General features: G+C 75.6%; 16 protein-coding genes and 1 tRNA gene. 9 read left to right on the top strand and 8 right to left on the bottom strand.

The window, feature by feature from the left end:
- Position 1 precedes the first annotated feature (1 nt).
- From ACWGB8_RS19155 to ACWGB8_RS19145, 3 genes are all read right to left on the bottom strand, one after another.
- Complete coding sequence (locus tag ACWGB8_RS19155) at positions 2-1,486, bottom strand: hypothetical protein (protein WP_452214696.1); 1,485 nt, start codon at positions 1,484-1,486, stop codon at positions 2-4.
- An 84-nt stretch (positions 1,487-1,570) separates the two neighbouring features.
- Positions 1,571-2,563, bottom strand: coding sequence for a glutamate ABC transporter substrate-binding protein (locus ACWGB8_RS19150; protein ID WP_452214683.1), 993 nt, complete (start codon positions 2,561-2,563; stop codon positions 1,571-1,573).
- 15 nt (positions 2,564-2,578) lie between these two features.
- Positions 2,579-4,054 (bottom strand): hypothetical protein, encoded by a 1,476-nt coding sequence (locus ACWGB8_RS19145; RefSeq protein WP_452214682.1) that lies wholly within the window; start codon positions 4,052-4,054, stop codon positions 2,579-2,581.
- A 440-nt stretch (positions 4,055-4,494) separates the two neighbouring features.
- Between ACWGB8_RS19145 and ACWGB8_RS19140 the strand changes: the two genes are divergently transcribed.
- From ACWGB8_RS19140 to ACWGB8_RS19130, 3 genes are all read left to right on the top strand, one after another.
- Positions 4,495-5,070 carry a nucleosidase gene (locus ACWGB8_RS19140; RefSeq protein ID WP_452214681.1) on the top strand — a complete coding sequence of 192 codons (576 nt, stop codon included), beginning with the start codon at positions 4,495-4,497 and terminating at the stop codon, positions 5,068-5,070.
- 79 nt (positions 5,071-5,149) lie between these two features.
- On the top strand, positions 5,150-5,665 hold the full coding sequence (locus ACWGB8_RS19135) for a DinB family protein (protein WP_452214680.1): 516 nt from the start codon (positions 5,150-5,152) through the stop codon (positions 5,663-5,665).
- A gap of 215 nt (positions 5,666-5,880) precedes the next feature.
- Positions 5,881-7,242 carry a hypothetical protein gene (locus tag ACWGB8_RS19130; RefSeq protein ID WP_452214679.1) on the top strand — a complete coding sequence of 454 codons (1,362 nt, stop codon included), beginning with the start codon at positions 5,881-5,883 and terminating at the stop codon, positions 7,240-7,242.
- 134 nt (positions 7,243-7,376) lie between these two features.
- Here the strand turns inward: ACWGB8_RS19130 and ACWGB8_RS19125 are convergent, their stop codons facing one another.
- Positions 7,377-7,973 carry a cysteine hydrolase family protein gene (locus tag ACWGB8_RS19125; RefSeq protein ID WP_452214678.1) on the bottom strand — a complete coding sequence of 199 codons (597 nt, stop codon included), beginning with the start codon at positions 7,971-7,973 and terminating at the stop codon, positions 7,377-7,379.
- 93 nt (positions 7,974-8,066) lie between these two features.
- On the opposite strand from ACWGB8_RS19125, the gene ACWGB8_RS19120 reads away from it, so the two are divergent.
- Positions 8,067-9,026, top strand: a complete 960-nt coding sequence (locus tag ACWGB8_RS19120; protein WP_452214695.1) for a GlxA family transcriptional regulator — start codon at positions 8,067-8,069, stop codon at positions 9,024-9,026.
- A gap of 86 nt (positions 9,027-9,112) precedes the next feature.
- Positions 9,113-9,196, top strand: a tRNA-Leu gene (locus tag ACWGB8_RS19115).
- Between the two features lie 105 nt (positions 9,197-9,301).
- Here ACWGB8_RS19115 and ACWGB8_RS19110 read toward each other — a convergent pair.
- Positions 9,302-9,529: a hypothetical protein gene (locus ACWGB8_RS19110; protein WP_452214677.1), complete on the bottom strand. Its 228-nt coding sequence runs from the start codon at positions 9,527-9,529 to the stop codon at positions 9,302-9,304.
- Positions 9,530-9,585: 56 nt separating this feature from the next.
- Here ACWGB8_RS19110 and ACWGB8_RS19105 point away from each other — a divergent pair, with 56 nt between their 5' ends.
- From ACWGB8_RS19105 to ACWGB8_RS19095, 3 genes are all read left to right on the top strand, one after another.
- Entirely contained in the window at positions 9,586-10,062 is a 477-nt protein-coding gene (locus ACWGB8_RS19105; RefSeq protein WP_452214676.1) for a hypothetical protein, read from the top strand.
- Positions 10,063-10,115: 53 nt separating this feature from the next.
- Positions 10,116-10,571 carry a DUF6153 family protein gene (locus ACWGB8_RS19100; RefSeq protein WP_452214675.1) on the top strand — a complete coding sequence of 152 codons (456 nt, stop codon included), beginning with the start codon at positions 10,116-10,118 and terminating at the stop codon, positions 10,569-10,571.
- Positions 10,572-10,675: 104 nt separating this feature from the next.
- Complete coding sequence (locus ACWGB8_RS19095) at positions 10,676-11,416, top strand: DUF305 domain-containing protein (RefSeq protein ID WP_452214694.1); 741 nt, start codon at positions 10,676-10,678, stop codon at positions 11,414-11,416.
- Between the two features lie 70 nt (positions 11,417-11,486).
- On the opposite strand, the gene ACWGB8_RS19090 is transcribed toward ACWGB8_RS19095, so the two are convergent.
- Both ACWGB8_RS19090 and ACWGB8_RS19085 read right to left on the bottom strand, forming a co-directional pair.
- Positions 11,487-11,966, bottom strand: a complete 480-nt coding sequence (locus ACWGB8_RS19090; RefSeq protein ID WP_452214674.1) for an SRPBCC family protein — start codon at positions 11,964-11,966, stop codon at positions 11,487-11,489.
- Entirely contained in the window at positions 11,966-12,721 is a 756-nt protein-coding gene (locus tag ACWGB8_RS19085) for an alpha/beta fold hydrolase (RefSeq protein ID WP_452214673.1), read from the bottom strand. Before ACWGB8_RS19085 ends, ACWGB8_RS19090 begins: the two co-directional genes overlap by 1 nt.
- A gap of 59 nt (positions 12,722-12,780) precedes the next feature.
- Between ACWGB8_RS19085 and ACWGB8_RS19080 the strand changes: the two genes are divergently transcribed.
- Entirely contained in the window at positions 12,781-13,368 is a 588-nt protein-coding gene (locus tag ACWGB8_RS19080; protein ID WP_452214672.1) for a TetR/AcrR family transcriptional regulator, read from the top strand.
- 56 nt (positions 13,369-13,424) lie between these two features.
- On the opposite strand, the gene ACWGB8_RS19075 is transcribed toward ACWGB8_RS19080, so the two are convergent.
- Positions 13,425-14,564: an ADP-ribosylglycohydrolase family protein gene (locus ACWGB8_RS19075; protein ID WP_452214671.1), complete on the bottom strand. Its 1,140-nt coding sequence runs from the start codon at positions 14,562-14,564 to the stop codon at positions 13,425-13,427.

Raw genomic sequence — 14,564 nt, 5'->3', positions numbered from 1 at the left:
CCTAGCCCCCCAGTTCCGTCGGCTTCTCGTCCTCGGGCTCCCCACCCGGCCCCGCCGTCACACCCGGTCCCGCTGTCACGCCCGGTACCGCTGCCGCACCCGGTCCGTCCTGGACCGCCCGGGCGTCGTCACCCGCCCGGCCGTCCTCGCCCGCCTGCCCCGTCTGCCCGGCCTGCCCGTCCTGGACGGGCCGGACGTCCGGCGCGGGCGGTTCGGCGCGCACCGGCCGGACCGCCTGCTGGAAGCGGAGCACCGCGCCCGCCGCGGCCCGCAGGTCGCAGGGTGCGCTCCACAGCAGCCAGCGGGCCTTCTCGTACCGCTCGACGACCTCGGGGTCCTCCGCGACACCCGTCCGGGCGGCCATCGCCTTGTACGCGTCCAGCCGGCCGCGCAGTTCGGCCCGGACGGCCAGCGGCTGGGTGACCTCGGTCAGCGCCTGCCGGGCCCGGCCGAGCTCCTTGGCGGCCGCGTCCTCCAGCGCCTCCAGCAGCGGGGCGAGCCGGTGCCACTGCCCGCTCTGGCGCAACTCCAGCGCCACCACGATCCGTTCGCGCAGTGCCGAGGCCGGCCCCGGTACCGCCGGCACCTCGGTGGCCGCGATCTTCGCCAGCACCTCGCCGCGCGCCCGCCGGGCCTCGGCCAGCGTCGCGTCGGCCCGCTGCAGCAGGTCGCCGACGCCCTGCAGCCGCTCCTCGGCGTCGTCGCGCAGCCGCAGGACGTCCTCCAGCTCCAGCCGGATCTCGTCCAGGGCCCGCCCGGCGCGGTCGAAGCGCTCGGTGTCCACCACCCCGGCCGGGCCCGCCAGCGCGGTGCCGTCCGGGACGGTGCCGCGCTGGGCCGGCACCCGGGCCGGCCGCCAGAGCGCCAGCGGGTCGCTGCGCACCTCGGCGTGCAGCGCGGTGAGGTCCAGCTCCAGCCCGAGCAGGTCGTCGGCCAGCGGGTGCGCGCCCTCCCGGACGCCCAGCGAGGCGGCCAGCGTCCGCACCCGGCCCAGTTCGGCGAGCAGTAGGTCGATCCGGGCGGGCAGTGCCGACCAGACCGCGTCGGCGGCGCTGACCACCTCCAGCACGGTCGCGTACCAGGAGTTCATCCGCGCCAGCAGGTCGGCCAGGCTGATCTGCTCGACCAACTTCGGCGTGGCGCCGAGCAGTTGCGGTCCGTCCGGCAGCGCGCTGCCGGGCACGGTGACCGCCGGGCCGGCCAGCAGCTCGCTCAGTTCGGCGAGTTCGGGCCCGCCCGGCCGGGCCTTGCGGGCCCGCACCGCGCGCGCCGAGGCCAGCGCCTCCGCGTACCGGTCGAACAGCGCCCACAGCAGCGGCAGGCCCTGCCCGGCGACGGACCAGCGCTCCTCGGTGCGCCCGGACAGCTCGGCGCCGTCGAGCAGTCGCAGGCCCGGATGGTCCTGCAGCGCGAGCAGCGCCGCCTCCACGGCGTCGCGCTCCGCGCCGAGCCGTGCCAGTGCGCGGTCCACCTCCTCCCGGCTCATCGCCGGGCCAGCAGCTGCCGCCAACGCCCTCGTCCTCTCCTCGGTCCCGTTCCGGACGATCCCGGTCCCTCTCCGGCAGTGACCCTAGCGGGACGCGCCCGGCCAGTAGTGATCGGCGTCGTTCTTCATGTACGGCGCGAGCCAGCGCTCGTACGAGGCGCGCCAGGAACCGCTCGCGTACCAGTCGGCCAGCACCTGGTTCACCCGGGCCGTCAGGTCCGGGTCCTGCTTGCGCATCGCGACGCCCATCACGGCCGGGCGCACCTCGCCGTCCACCACCCGCACGGTCTGGTCCTGGGCGGCCTGCCCGGCGGCGAGGCCGTCGTCGGTCATGGTGGCGTCGACCCGCCCCAGCTGCATCAGCACCAGGCAGTCCAGGTGGTTCTCCACCGCGACGACCTTGCCGACCGCCGGACGGGACTTCAGCTCCAGCTCGGCCGAGGAGCTGATCGCGGCGCAGACCGTCCGGCCGTTCACCGCCTCGTCGATCGTGCGGGCCGTCGACGACTGCGGCACCACCACCCGCTGGCGGGTGTTGAAGTACGGCCGGGAGAAGGCGACCTGCTCCAGCCGGTCGCAGGTGATGGTCATGGTGCGGACGATCAGGTCGACCTTGCCGTCCTGGATGAACTTGATCCGCTCGGCCGTCGGCACCGCCTTCAGCTGCACCTTGTCCGGGCTGCCCATCACGGCCGTGCCGATGGCCTTGGCGAGGTCGATGTCGAAGCCCTCGATCTCCCCGGTGTTGGGATTGCGGGCGCCCCAGCGGTAGCTGTTCTGGTCGACACCGATGACCAGCTTCTGCTTGGCCTTGATCGCCTGCACGGACGGGCCGTCCACGGTGCTCGGCGGCACGCTCCGGGTGACGTCGCAGGCGGGATCGGCGGCGGGGGCCTGCTCCCCTGCCTCCTCCGCCACGGCCGCGGCCGGGCCCGCCGCGGTCCCGGCGGCACCGGCCGACCGGGGCGCGGCCGGCTGCGGGCCGCCGGTGCCGAGCACCACCGCGCCGCAGGCCAGCAGCGCCGCCGCGGCCGTCCAGCGGCTCCGGAGCCAGGTGTCGGATATGCCTCTGCGCATCTGCGTCCTCCCCCTCTACCGGTACTCGGCCAGTCGCCGGCCCAGGCCGCGCAGCGCGCAGCCGGCCGCCGCCAGGGCGAGCAGGCCCGCCGCCACGGCCGCGCCGCGCAGCACGCCGGGCGTCCCGTCGGTCGCCGACCGGAAGCGCTCCAGCTCGCTCGCGGCGGCCTGCGCCAGCTTCGCGTCGGTGGCCTTGAACGAGGCGTCCGAGGTCTGCCCGGCCTTCGCCCCGTCGGCCGTCACGGTGGCGTCCAGCGCGCCCTGGTAGTCGCCCTTGTCGAGTTCCAGCGCGGCCGCGGCGCGGTGGCGCGCGGTCCACTCGTCGAACAGCTGCCGGGCCTCGCGCACCCGGGGCGCCGCCTCCGGAGGGGCCAGCCGCAGCGCCTTGGCCAGCGTGCCGTCACCGCGGTCGGCGCCCTCGGCGGCCCCGGCCCCGTCCGCGCCGGCCGCCCCGGTGAGGCGGCCGGTGTTGGCCGTCCACAGCTCGGCGTACCGGGTGCTCGAACCCCGGGCGACCAGGTGCAGGTTCTCCGCCAGCCGGGCGCTGAGCACGTCCATCCGGGCCGCGTTGACCGCACGCAGCGGCGCGGTGCCCTTCTCCTCGCCCTCCCGCAGCGAGCCGCCCGCCCCCAGGCCGGCGGCGGTCAGCCAGACCAGCCCCGCCAGCACGGCGGCCGTCGCCCCCAGCAGCCCGGGGTTGAACACCCGGTTGGTGCGCCGGAACAGCACCAGCTGCACCCACACCAGCGCCAGCAGCACCGCCGTCCCGAGCCCGTACGCGGCCCACGGCACCGACCGGGCGGCCCGGAAGTCGTCCGCGAGCTGCTGTTCCTCGGTGTCGGCGAGCGCGGCGGCGGCCGGCAGCAGGGTGCCGCGCATCTGCTCGGAGGCGTACCGCAGATAGGCGCCGCCGAGCGGGTACCCCTGCCGGTTGCCGGCCCGGGCGCTCTCCACCAGCCCTGCGTAGACCGGAAGTTGCTGGTTGAGCTCGGCCAGCCAGCGCTGCGCGGGGGAGGAGGCGGTGGTCCGGGCCGCCGCTTCGGCGATCAGCCGGGAGGCGGTCGCGAGGTCCTCCTCGTACCGCTCCCGGACGGACTTCGGCTCGGCGCCCGCCAGCAGGAAGCCGGTCGCGGCGGTGGCGTCGGCGTCGGCCAGCGAGCGGCGGATGTCCGAGGCCGCCTGGCTCAGCGGCTGGCTGTGCGAGACCACCCGGTCCGCCGCGCGGGCCCGGGCGTCGAGCTGCCAGCCGGTGAGCGCGCCCGACCCGAGCGTCAGCACCACCAGGAACACCCCCGCCAGGCGGAGCCGGCCCGGGGCGGTCCGGGTGGCCCGGCTCCAACGGGCGCGCAGGCCGGTCCGGCCCGTGCGCGCGGCGGTACGGCTGCGCGCGGCCGCGGTCGTGCTCGCGGCGGTGCCGGTGCCGGTGCTCGCGCTCGTACCGGTGTCGGCGCCCGTGTCCGGGTCCGTGCCCGGGCGTGCGGCACCGCTCACCGGTGGCGCCGTCGCCGCTCCCGGTCCTTCCGTACGTCCTGGTGTCGCCACCCCGACCCACTCTCCCCTGGGGCCCCGCCCCTTCGCTCGGGGCCCGGCCGTTGCCAGCAGTATGGCCGCCGCGTTCGGCGATCACACGCGACTTGCGCCGATCTTGAGGTTCCGCCGTGCGCTTCCCGGTCGGCCTCCGCACCGGGTGTTCACCCCGGGCGTCCGCCGTGAGCCCCCGGCCGGGCCTCCGCCCCGGCCGGGACGGCCGCCCGGTGGGCGGGGGCGATCAGGGCGACGCGCCCCGACCCCCGCGCGGTTCCACCGGAGACCCCCGGTACGCGCGGACCCTTCGCCCGCGGATCGGGTGCCCGGTGCCCGGTCGCCCGCTGCTCGTCGTCGCGCCGGCGGACCCGGTGGGCGGCTCCCGGCGGGTCCGTACCATGGGCGGCATGCGCATGCTTGGAACGATCTCCGCCGACCGCCCGCTGCTCGTCGTCGCCGTGCAGGAGGAGGCCGCCCACCTCGGCGAGGACCTGCCCGTGCTGCTCACCGGCATCGGCAAGGTCAACGCCGCCGCCGCCCTCGCCACCGTGCTGGCGTCCGGCCCCCACCCCTCCGAGATCGTCAACCTCGGCACCGCCGGTGCCCTGCGCCCCGGTTGGAGCGGCACCCACGAGGTCTCCTCGGTCCTGCAGCACGACATCGACACCCCCGTGCTGCACGCCCTCACCGGCCGCACCTACGGCGCCCCGATCGCCCTGACCGCGGACGCCGGCCCGGTCCTCGCCACCGGCGACCTCTTCGTCTCCGACCCCGACGCCCGCGAGCGGCTGGCCGAGCGCGCCGACCTGGTCGACATGGAGGGCTACGCGCTCGCCGCCGTCGCGGGCCGGGCCGGCGTCCCGATCCGCCTGGTCAAGCACGTCAGCGACGAGGCCGGCGCCGGCGCCGACCGCACCTGGCGCGAGTCGGTGGACGACTGCTCCCGCCTCCTCGCCGCGTGGGTCCGCGAGCACGGGATCTGACGTCCGGGATCTGACGGCCGGTATGCGGTGGATGCTAATTGACGGTCGGTCATTCGTGCCCGGCGGCTAGGGTGACGCGGTGACCGACAGCACCGCGCCGCGCCGGCGCACCGACGTCCGCCCGCCCGGCCTCAACGCCGACGAGCCGACCACCCTGCTCACCTTCCTCGACTACCTGCGCGAGGCGGTGGTCTCCAAGACCGTCGGACTCTCCGACGAGGAGGCCCGGCGGCCCGGCGTCGCCTCCGGTACCAGCCTGCTCTGGCTGGTGCGCCACCTCACCGCCGTCGAACTCAACTGGTTCCTCTGGGCCTACCGCGGTGACGACGTCGAACCCTGGGACGACGACGCGCTCCCGACCGGCGACGAGACCGTCGACGCCGCGGTGGCCGCCTACCGCGAGGCGATCGCCCGCGCCAACGAGGTCATCGCGGCGGCCCCCGACCTCGACCGACCCGGCGTGCGCTCGCTGCGTCCCGACGGCGAGGCGCCGTCGATGCGCTGGCTGCTCGTCCACATGATCGAGGAGACCGGGCGGCACGCCGGGCACGCCGACATCCTGCGCGAGCAACTGGACGGCGCGGTCGGCCGCTGACCACCAGGCGCCGGCCGTAGGGCCGCAGGGCCGCAGGGCCGCTGACCGTACGGCCGGGGGTTGGGTGGTGCGGTGCGGCCCGCGCGGTGCGGTCGGGTCCGGTCCGCCCGGGGCAGATGACGGTCCGTCGGACCGGGGTGGCATACTCCCCCGCGCAGTGCGAACGCCACCGCAGTGGCGCGCCGCACGCTTTCACACAGGGGGAACAGAACGCCATGTCATCGTCAGGCTCCACCATGCGCCGAAACGGCCGCGCCGGCCGCAACGGCCGGACCACCCGCACCGCCCGCGCCGCCCTCGGCGCCTCCGTGCTCACCCTCAGCCTGCTCGCCACCTCGGCCTGCGGCCCGGAGAACAGCTCCGGCGACGCCGCGGCCACCGTTCCGGCGGGCGCGCCCGGCCTCGGCCTCCCGGCCAACCTCGAAGAGCTGAAGGGCTGGAAGTTCGAGGACTGGGAGAAGTGGGCGAAGGACTACGCCCTCCCCGCCGCCGCCAAGGGCTTCTGGACGCTGGAGAAGCTCCTGCAGGCCAAGCCCGACGAGCCGCTGCCGCCGCCGGCCCCGAAGACCCCGGCGCCCAACCCGCCGGCCACCCAGGGCCCCGCCACCCAGGCCCCGGGCAGCAAGGCCCCGTCGCAGCCCGCGCCGAAGCCGTCCAACACCCAGCAGCCCGCCTCCGAGGCGCCGGTGAACCCGCCCGCCACCCAGGCCCCCGGCAGCAAGGCCCCGGCGACCCAGGCCCCGCAGCAGCCCGGGGACGACGGCAACGACGCGCCGCCGAAGACCGTCAACGCGCAGCCCGTCCCGCACCCGTACACCAAGTACGCGGTGCACGGGAAGCTCTTCGCGGACGCCCCCGGCTCCGGGGCCGAGGCCGCCGGCGGCCTCAACCACGCCCAGTGCTCCGCCACCGTCGTCGCCGACCCGGCCAAGCCCGGCAAGAGCAACCTGGTGTGGACCGCTGGCCACTGCATCCACCAGGGCAAGGGCGGCCAGTTCTACAGCAACATCACCTTCATCCCCGCGTTCAACAGCAGCGGAGCGCTCAGCAAGGGCAAGAACGCCGACGAGTCCCAGTACGCCCCCTACGGCGTCTGGCCGGCCACCCAGGCCGTCACCTCGCCGCAGTGGAAGGCCGAGGGCGGCAAGTACGGCGACGCGGCCACCCACTACGACTTCGCGATCGTGCGGGTGCAGCCGCCCGGCGGCAAGTCGCTGGAGGAGACGGTCGGCGGCGCCGTTCCGGTCTGGTTCAACGCCCCGCGCGACCAGCTGGCCGTCACCGAGTACGGCTTCCCGGCCGCCCCGCCGTTCGACGGCATGGAGCTGAACCGCTGCGAGAGCGGCCGGCCCGTCCGCCTCTCGTACGAGCCGAGCCGCCCGCCGATGCTGGCCATCGGCTGCACCATGACCGGCGGTTCCAGCGGCGGCGGCTGGCTGACCGTCAAGGACGGCAAGCCGACGCTGGTCAGCAACGTCTCGGTCGGCCGGCACACCGGTGAGCCGAAGTTCCAGGCCGGCCCGTACCTCGACGACGTGGCCAAGGGCGCGTACGAGTTCCTCTCCAAGAAGGGCTGAGCCCCGCTCGCCCGGAGCCGCTCGCCCATCCGGAGCCGCTCGCCCGGGGGACCTTCCCGACGGCCCGCTTCGACGGCCCGCTCCGAAAGCGGCCCGCCCCCGCCGGCTTCCCGGTCGGGGCGGGCCCACCGGGGTCAGCCCTTCGCCGCCGCGAGCACCGCCTCCGTGGTGACCACCTTGGCGAAGCGCATCGCGTGCAGCACCGCGGCGGTGGCGCGGGCCAGGTCGGCGGCGGGCACCGTCACGCCGTCCGGGCCGGCCATGTCGAAGGTGTGCATGGCGTCGATCGGGAACACCGCGTCGTACCCGAGGTTGCCCGCCATCCGCGCGGTGGTCTCGTTGCACACGTTGGTCATGATCCCGGTGATCACCACCTGCCGGGCCCCGCGCCCCTGCAGCCAGGCGTGCAGGTCCGGGGTGCCGTAGAAGGCCGAGTTGACCTGCTTGGTGATGCGCAGGTCGGCCGGCACCGCGGCCACCGCGTCCTTCAGCTCGTACCCCGGCGTGCCCGGCGCCAGCGGACCGGCCTTCGAGGCGTGCTGCACGACGACGATCGGCCGGCCGGTGGCCTGCCAGGCGTCGGTCAGCGCGGTGATCCGCCGCTCGGCCTCCGGGTTGTCGCGCGGCCCCCAGAACGCGCTGTCCTCGAAGCCCTTCTGGACGTCGACGACGACCAGGACGGCGTCGGGGTCGAGGGCGAGCGGGGCGTCGAATGCGTCGGTGTTCGTCATGGCTCCATCCTCGGCCCGGCCCGGTGGCGGGCGTGATGGGCGGAGGAGCCACCCATCGATCGATTCCTGCCATAGGCTTCCGGGGTGCGACGAGTGGGCTGCCTGATCTTCGACGGGGTGCGCGCCTTCGACTACGCGGTGATCGGCGAGGTGTGGGCCGACCGCCCGAGCCGGACCGGCCTCCCGCCCTTCGACCTGCGGATCTGCGGCCCCGCGGGCGCCCGGGTCCGGCTCGGCGGCGGGCTGGAACGGGTCCCGGACCACAGCCTGGACGCCCTCGCCGACTGCGACCTCGTCCTGGTCCCCGGCGTCGAGGAGCCCGCCGCGCCCCGCGACCCCGCCGTCCTCGACGCGCTGCGCACCGTCCACGCCCGCGGCGTCCCGATCGCCTCGCTCTGCGCCGGCGCCTTCGTCCTCGCCGAGGCGGGCCTGCTCGACGGCCGCACCGCCACCACCCACTGGGCGCTCGCCCCCGACCTGGCCCGCCGCCACCCGCGGGTCGACGTCCGCCCCGAGGTGCTGTTCACCGGCGACGGCGACCTCTGGACCTCCGCCGGGGTCGCCGCCGGCATCGACCTCTGCCTGCACCTCGTCCGCACCGCGCACGGCCAGCAGGCCGCCGCCGCCATCGCCCGTGCCATGGTGACCGCGCCCTTCCGGGCCGGCGGGCAGGCCCAGTTCATCCCCTCGCCCGTCCCCGAGGACACCGGCGACCGCGACGACCCGCTCGCCCGCACCCGCGCCGAGGTCCTCGCCGCCCTCGACGCCCCGTGGACCGTCGGGCGGATGGCCGGCCTCGCCCACATGTCGGAACGCACCTTCGCCCGCCGCTTCGCCGCCGCCACCGGCACCACCCCACTGCGCTGGCTGCTGGAACAGCGGGTGCTCACCGCCCAGCGACTGCTGGAGGAGACCGACCTGCCCGTCGACACCGTCGCCACCCGGGTCGGCTTCGGCTCGGCGGTCTCGCTGCGACCGGTCTTCACGGCCCGGGTGGGCGTGGCCCCCCGCGAGTACCGCCGAACCTTCCGCGGCGCAACGGCGGGGGAGTAGACCCTCGACGCCGGCGTCCGCACCCGGCCCGAAAGTGGTTCGGAGCACCCCCGCGGATGGGCTACGATTAACCCCATCACCCAGATGCGCGGGTGGCGGAATAGGCAGACGCGCTGGATTCAGGTTCCAGTGCCCGAAAGGGCGTGGGGGTTCAACTCCCCCCTCGCGCACAGAAGAACGAGCCCCACCCGGATCTCCGGGTGGGGCTCGTTCGTCTTTCCCCGGCCGTCGGCCCCGCGCACCGTGGCGCGCGGGCCGAGCGGGGCCGACGGACGTCACGCCCCCGACGAGGCGAGCAGCTTCCGGTAGGCGCGCATCCGGCCCAGCAGGGCGGCCCGGCCTGTCGGGTCGTCGTCGAGGACGACCAGCGGCGGATCGCCCGCGGCGCACACGCCGTACACCTGGCCGGCGATGTCGTCGGTGAGGAGGTGGTCGAAGTGGAAGGACCCTCGAAGGCCGTCCAGGCCACCGATCCGGCCTCCTCGCAGGCGAGTTGCAGGCAACCCTCCAGCAGTTCCCGGAATTCGTGCGGAACTTGGGGGAGCAGGAAGTCGTAGGCATGGACGACGGACAGGTGCGGGTTCTCCGGGATGTCGTCCCGCAGCACGAAGAGGTCGACTCCGGACGCCCTGTCGCCCCACAATTCCGCGAACTCCCGTGCCTCCTTCGCGGTTTGCGAGACCACGAAGAGACTGACCAGGTGGACGGCCCCGTCCCAACGGAGCGCTTCCATCACCCGACTGCGCAATTCGGCCCCCCGATTCGCCGCTTCCCGGCACCGGGTACCGGTGCGGAACGAGGACAAGCCTGCGTGGTCGATCGCCGTCCCGACAAGTTCGTTGACGCAGTGATGGGCGGGGCGTCATTGTTCCGGGGCGTGGATCACCCGTACTGCGCGTCGATCGTTCCGGGAGTGTTCGTCACCGTGTACAAGAAGCAGGCCGCCGGCCCGGCCGCCGAGGACGCGGGCCCGGTGACGGTGGAGCTGCCGCCCGCCGAGCAGATCGTCGGCGCCGCATCGGTCATGCTGCAGTAGTCGTGCGCGGGCCGCTCCCGCGGCGGGCGTGAGGGGCGCCTAGGATGTGCCGCATGTACGCCGAGCGGAGTCTGCGCGCGCCCCTGCGGGGGTTGTTGGTGCTGGCTGCGCTGCTCGGGGTGCTGGGCATGCACGGGCTGACCTCGCCGGGCGGGGTGTCCCCGCCGGTGGCGCTTGTTGCCTCCCATCCGGGCCCCGGCCACTCCGGGGAGAGCCCCGCCCATCCGGGCCCCGCCCACCAGGCCCCCGGCCACTCCGGGGAGCACGCGGCGGCCGGGCACGCGTGCCCGCCCGCCGAGCACGGGGGCGGCGACGAACACGATGCGCACGCCGGCGGGATGTGCCTGGCGGGTGCGCTCGCGGCGCCGTTCAACCCGCCGCCGCTCGCCGCCGGACTGCCGGCGGTGCCGGCCGACCTGCCGGTGGCCGTGGGGGCGGCGGCGTTCGACCCGTCGACGGCGGGGCGGGCTCCGCCCTCGCTCGCCGATCTTCAACTCCTGCGCATATAGGCGCGGCCGTGCGCGGACCGGGTGCACCGGGTCCGCGTGCGATCAGCCGTGTCCTCGTTCCCACTCCCTCACGCAGGAGTCGTTCCACCATGAGCTCTTCGTCCATGATCCGCCGTGCCGACCGTATCCCCGGTTTCCGCCGTGCCCGCCCTGCCCGCCCTGCCCGTCGCGCGCTGACCGCGGCGGCCGTCGTCGGCGCCGCCCTCGTCCTCGCCGCGTGCGGCAGCGACGGCGGCGGTACGGGCCACGCGGGCGCGCACGGCGCCGGCACCTCGGCGCCCGCTCCCGCGCCCACCTCGGCCGCGGCGTCGGCCACACCCACGGCGCCCACCTCGGCCGCAGCGCCGTCCGCGTCGTCTGCGGCACCGGCAGGGTCGCACAACGCCGCCGACACCGCGTTCGCGCAGCAGATGATCCCGCACCACCGCCAGGCGGTCGCGATGGCGGACCTGGCGGTCGGCCGGGCGTCGTCCGAGCAGGTCAAGCAGCTGGCCCGGGAGGTCCGGGCCGCGCAGGACCCGGAGATCGTCACCATGACGGGGTGGCTCACCGCCTGGGGCGAGCAGGTCCCGGCCGCCGACGCGGGCGGGCACGCGGGGCACGGCGGCGCTCCGATGCCCGGCATGATGACGCCGGCCGAGCTGGAGCAGCTCGCCAAGGCGTCCGGGGCGGACTTCGACCGGGCGTTCCTCACCCTGATGATCGCCCACCACGAGGGGGCCGTGGTGATGGCCGAGGCCGAGAAGGCGCAGGGCGCGTACGGGCCGGCCAAGGCGATGGCCGGGGAGATCGCGTCCGCGCAGAGGGCCGAGATCACGTTGATGAAGCAGCTGCTGGCCAAGTAGCCGCCCCGGGCCTCGGCCCACCGCTGCGCAGGAAGTCGGACCGACCGACTTCCTGCGCAGCGCACAACACTTACGCCGCCGGCTGCACCGCCGCGTGCAGTCGGCGGAGGGTGGCGCGCATGCCGGCGCGGTTGCGGTCGGCGCGGTCGGCGGCGGGCGTGCCGGTGAAGACGAGGCCGAGGAGTTCGGCGATCCGGGCGCCGTGCCCGCCGCGGCGGTGGTCGATCCAGTACTCGGTGACCAGGGTGCGCGAGGCGTCCCCGTCGACCGGTTCGAAGCGGTAGCCCCAGCGGGCGATCGGCAGGCCGAAGGAGGTGACGTCGAAGGCGAACTCGCGGCCCGGGTCGGCGGTGACGATCCGGCAGACGGTGAACCAGACGAAGAACGCCCGCCGGTTGAAGCCGACGAAGGTGCGCCCGCGCTGCCAGATCGCGAACACCTCCGAGCTGAACTCCTTGGTCCGCCGCAGGTCGGCCACCAGCGGGTACACGGCCGCCGGCGGCGCGGGGAACTCCAGCGACTCCTCGACGGTCCAGAGGCGTTCGGTCATCACGGCACTCCCACAGTGGTGGCGGCGACGGAGGCCGCGTCGAGGACGGTACGGGCGAGGGCGGAGGGTTCGGCGAGCACGCCGATGTGCCCGCGCCGGGGGACGAGGTGCAGGCGGCCGTCGCGGCAGGCGGCGAGGAAGCGCCGCTCGTCGCTGCGGAACGGGTCGCGTTCGCCGTTGACCAGCCAGACCGGTCCCGGGTACGCGCGCAGCGCGGCGGGCGCGTCGAGTGCGGCGACGGCCCGGACGGCGTCGGGCATCACCGCCGAGGAGAGGCCGCCGCGTACGACGGCCCGCCCGACGGGGCCGGGCAGGGCCTGCCGGAACGCCCAGCGGCTGATCCGGTCGGCGGTGGCGGGGTGGTCGGCGGCGAGGCGGGCGGCGCCGCGGTAGGCGGCGAGGAGCGGGCCGCGCGGGCGGGCGGTGCTGCCGACGGCGACCAGGCCGGCCACCCGGTCGGGGTGCTCCCGGGCGGTGGCGAGTGCCGTGTAGCCGCCGAGCGAGTGCCCGACCAGCAGGGCCCGTCCGCCGAGTTCGTCGATCGCTTCGGCGACGGCGGCGACGGCCCCCGGGAGGGTGAACGGTTCGCCGCGCCGGCTGCCGTGGCCGGGAAGGTCGGGCGCCAGCATCGGGTGGCGGTTCCCGGTGCGCGCGGCGATGCGCGTCATGACGGGGGACCACATCGTGCCGCTCACCCGGATGCCGTGGACGAGGACGACGGGCAACCCGCGGGCTGCGGCCTGCAGGGACTCCATGGGCGACACCGTACCCAATCCAACGCAACGTTGCGTCGCATTCGTGATAACTTCCGGCCATGGCCGACCGACCCGCCCCGCCCGGAGCCGCCCCCGCCCCGCGCAAGGCGCGCGCGATCTTCGACGCCACCCTCGACCTGCTCGCCGAACAGGGCTACGACGGGCTCACCGTCGAGGGCGTGGCCCAGCGCGCGGGCGTCAACAAGACGACCCTGTACCGGTACTGGCCGTCCAAGGGGGCCCTGGTGAGCGCCGCCCTGACCGGCGCGCGCCGCCTCGAACTCGCCGTCCCCGACACCGGCAGCCTCCGCGGCGACCTGGAGGCCCTGGTCCGCCAGGTGGTGGGCCTGCTCACCGCCCCGCCGACCGCGGAACTCGCCGTCCCGGTCTTCGGCGCCGTCACCCGCAGCCCCGAACTGGCCGACTCCGTCCGCGACTTCTTCGCCGACCGGCTCGCCCGCGAGCAGGTCGTCCTGGACCGCGCGGTCACCCGCGGCGAACTCCCCGCGGGCACCGACCCGGCCCTCCTGATGGACCTGCTGGCGGGCGCGGTGTGGGTCCGCGCCGTCCTCCGCCGCACCCCGCTCGAACCCGACTTCCCCCGACGCGCCGTCACCGCCGTCCTCCACGGCATCGCCCCGGCCTGAGTCCGCGTGCCGCCAGTGACAGGACGGATCCCGCCGTCCGTCACAACCCGCCGGGGCTACGGCGTCGGCGGCTCGGCGAGCCACCACCGGCGGCGGTCGCCCGGGTGGACGAGGGCGGCGAAGTCGTCGGCGAGGGTGGCGATCGTGGCGCGCCCCTCCAGGCGGGCGAGCCAGGCCCGGGAGAGCATCACGTCGCCGTAGTGGGCGCCGAGCAGGCTGCCGCAGACGGCGCCGGAGGAGTCGCTGGTGCCCGAGTGGTTGACGGCCAGCAGCAGGCCGGACTCGAAGCGGGTGTGCACCGGCCAGGACCGGCTCTGCGCGAGGGCCGCGTAGACCGCGACGCCCAGGATCTCCTCGGCCGTCCAGCCGGAGCCGAAGGAGTCGACGGTGTCCGGTGTCGCAGGCCCGTTCGCGGCGAGGGCGAGCGCGCGCCGCAGGGCCGCCCCGGTCTCCTCGTGGCCGGGGTAGTGGCCCAGCAGCTCCAGGCTCCGCCCGACCGCGTCGGCGAGGGAGGAGCCGAGCAGGAGGTGGCGGACGGTCGCGGCCAGGGCGCCTGCGGAGAGGTACGCGGTGGGGTGGCCGTGGCTGGTCTGGGCGCAGCGGGCGGCGAGTTCGAAGCAGAGCCGCGGGTCCGTGTCGGTGAAGCCGAACGGGACGGAGCGGGCCAGGGCGCCGCCGCCCTTCGAACCGGGGTTGACCGGGCCGGGGAGGCCGGTGATCGGTGCGCGTGCTTCGGGGGTGTGGCCCTGGCGGAGGCCGTCCAGGCAGCTGCGACCGGCGCCGCGGCGGGCGTAGAGCCACTGCTCGTCGCGGAGCCGTCCGATGTGGTGGCGGAGGGCCGGCGAGCGGGGCGGGGGAGCGGTGTGGTCCTGGGTCTCCAGCCAGCGCAGGTACGCATCGTGGACGATCAGGACCTCGGCGCCGCTGATCCCCTTCTCCCGGATGCGGTCGTAGGCGGTCATCCAGCCCTCGGCGGTGAACAGGGTGAGCTGGGTGTCGTCGGAGATCCGGCCGGTCGCACCGTCCTCGTCGGGCATGAGGTCCGTGAGCCCCTGCGGGCCGTACGTCGCGCGGATCTGCGCCAGGCCGGCCCGTTCGACCGGGCGGCCGAGGGCGTCACCGATCGCGCCGCCGAGCAGGCAGCCGCGGATGCGCGAGCGGTAGGCGGTGAGCTGGTCCCAGGTGATGTCCGGCAT

The sequence above is a fragment of the Kitasatospora sp. NPDC054939 genome, from assembly GCF_053610105.1.
Note: the sequence above shows the minus strand (reverse complement) of the source record. Positions and strands in the feature narration are given on the sequence as shown.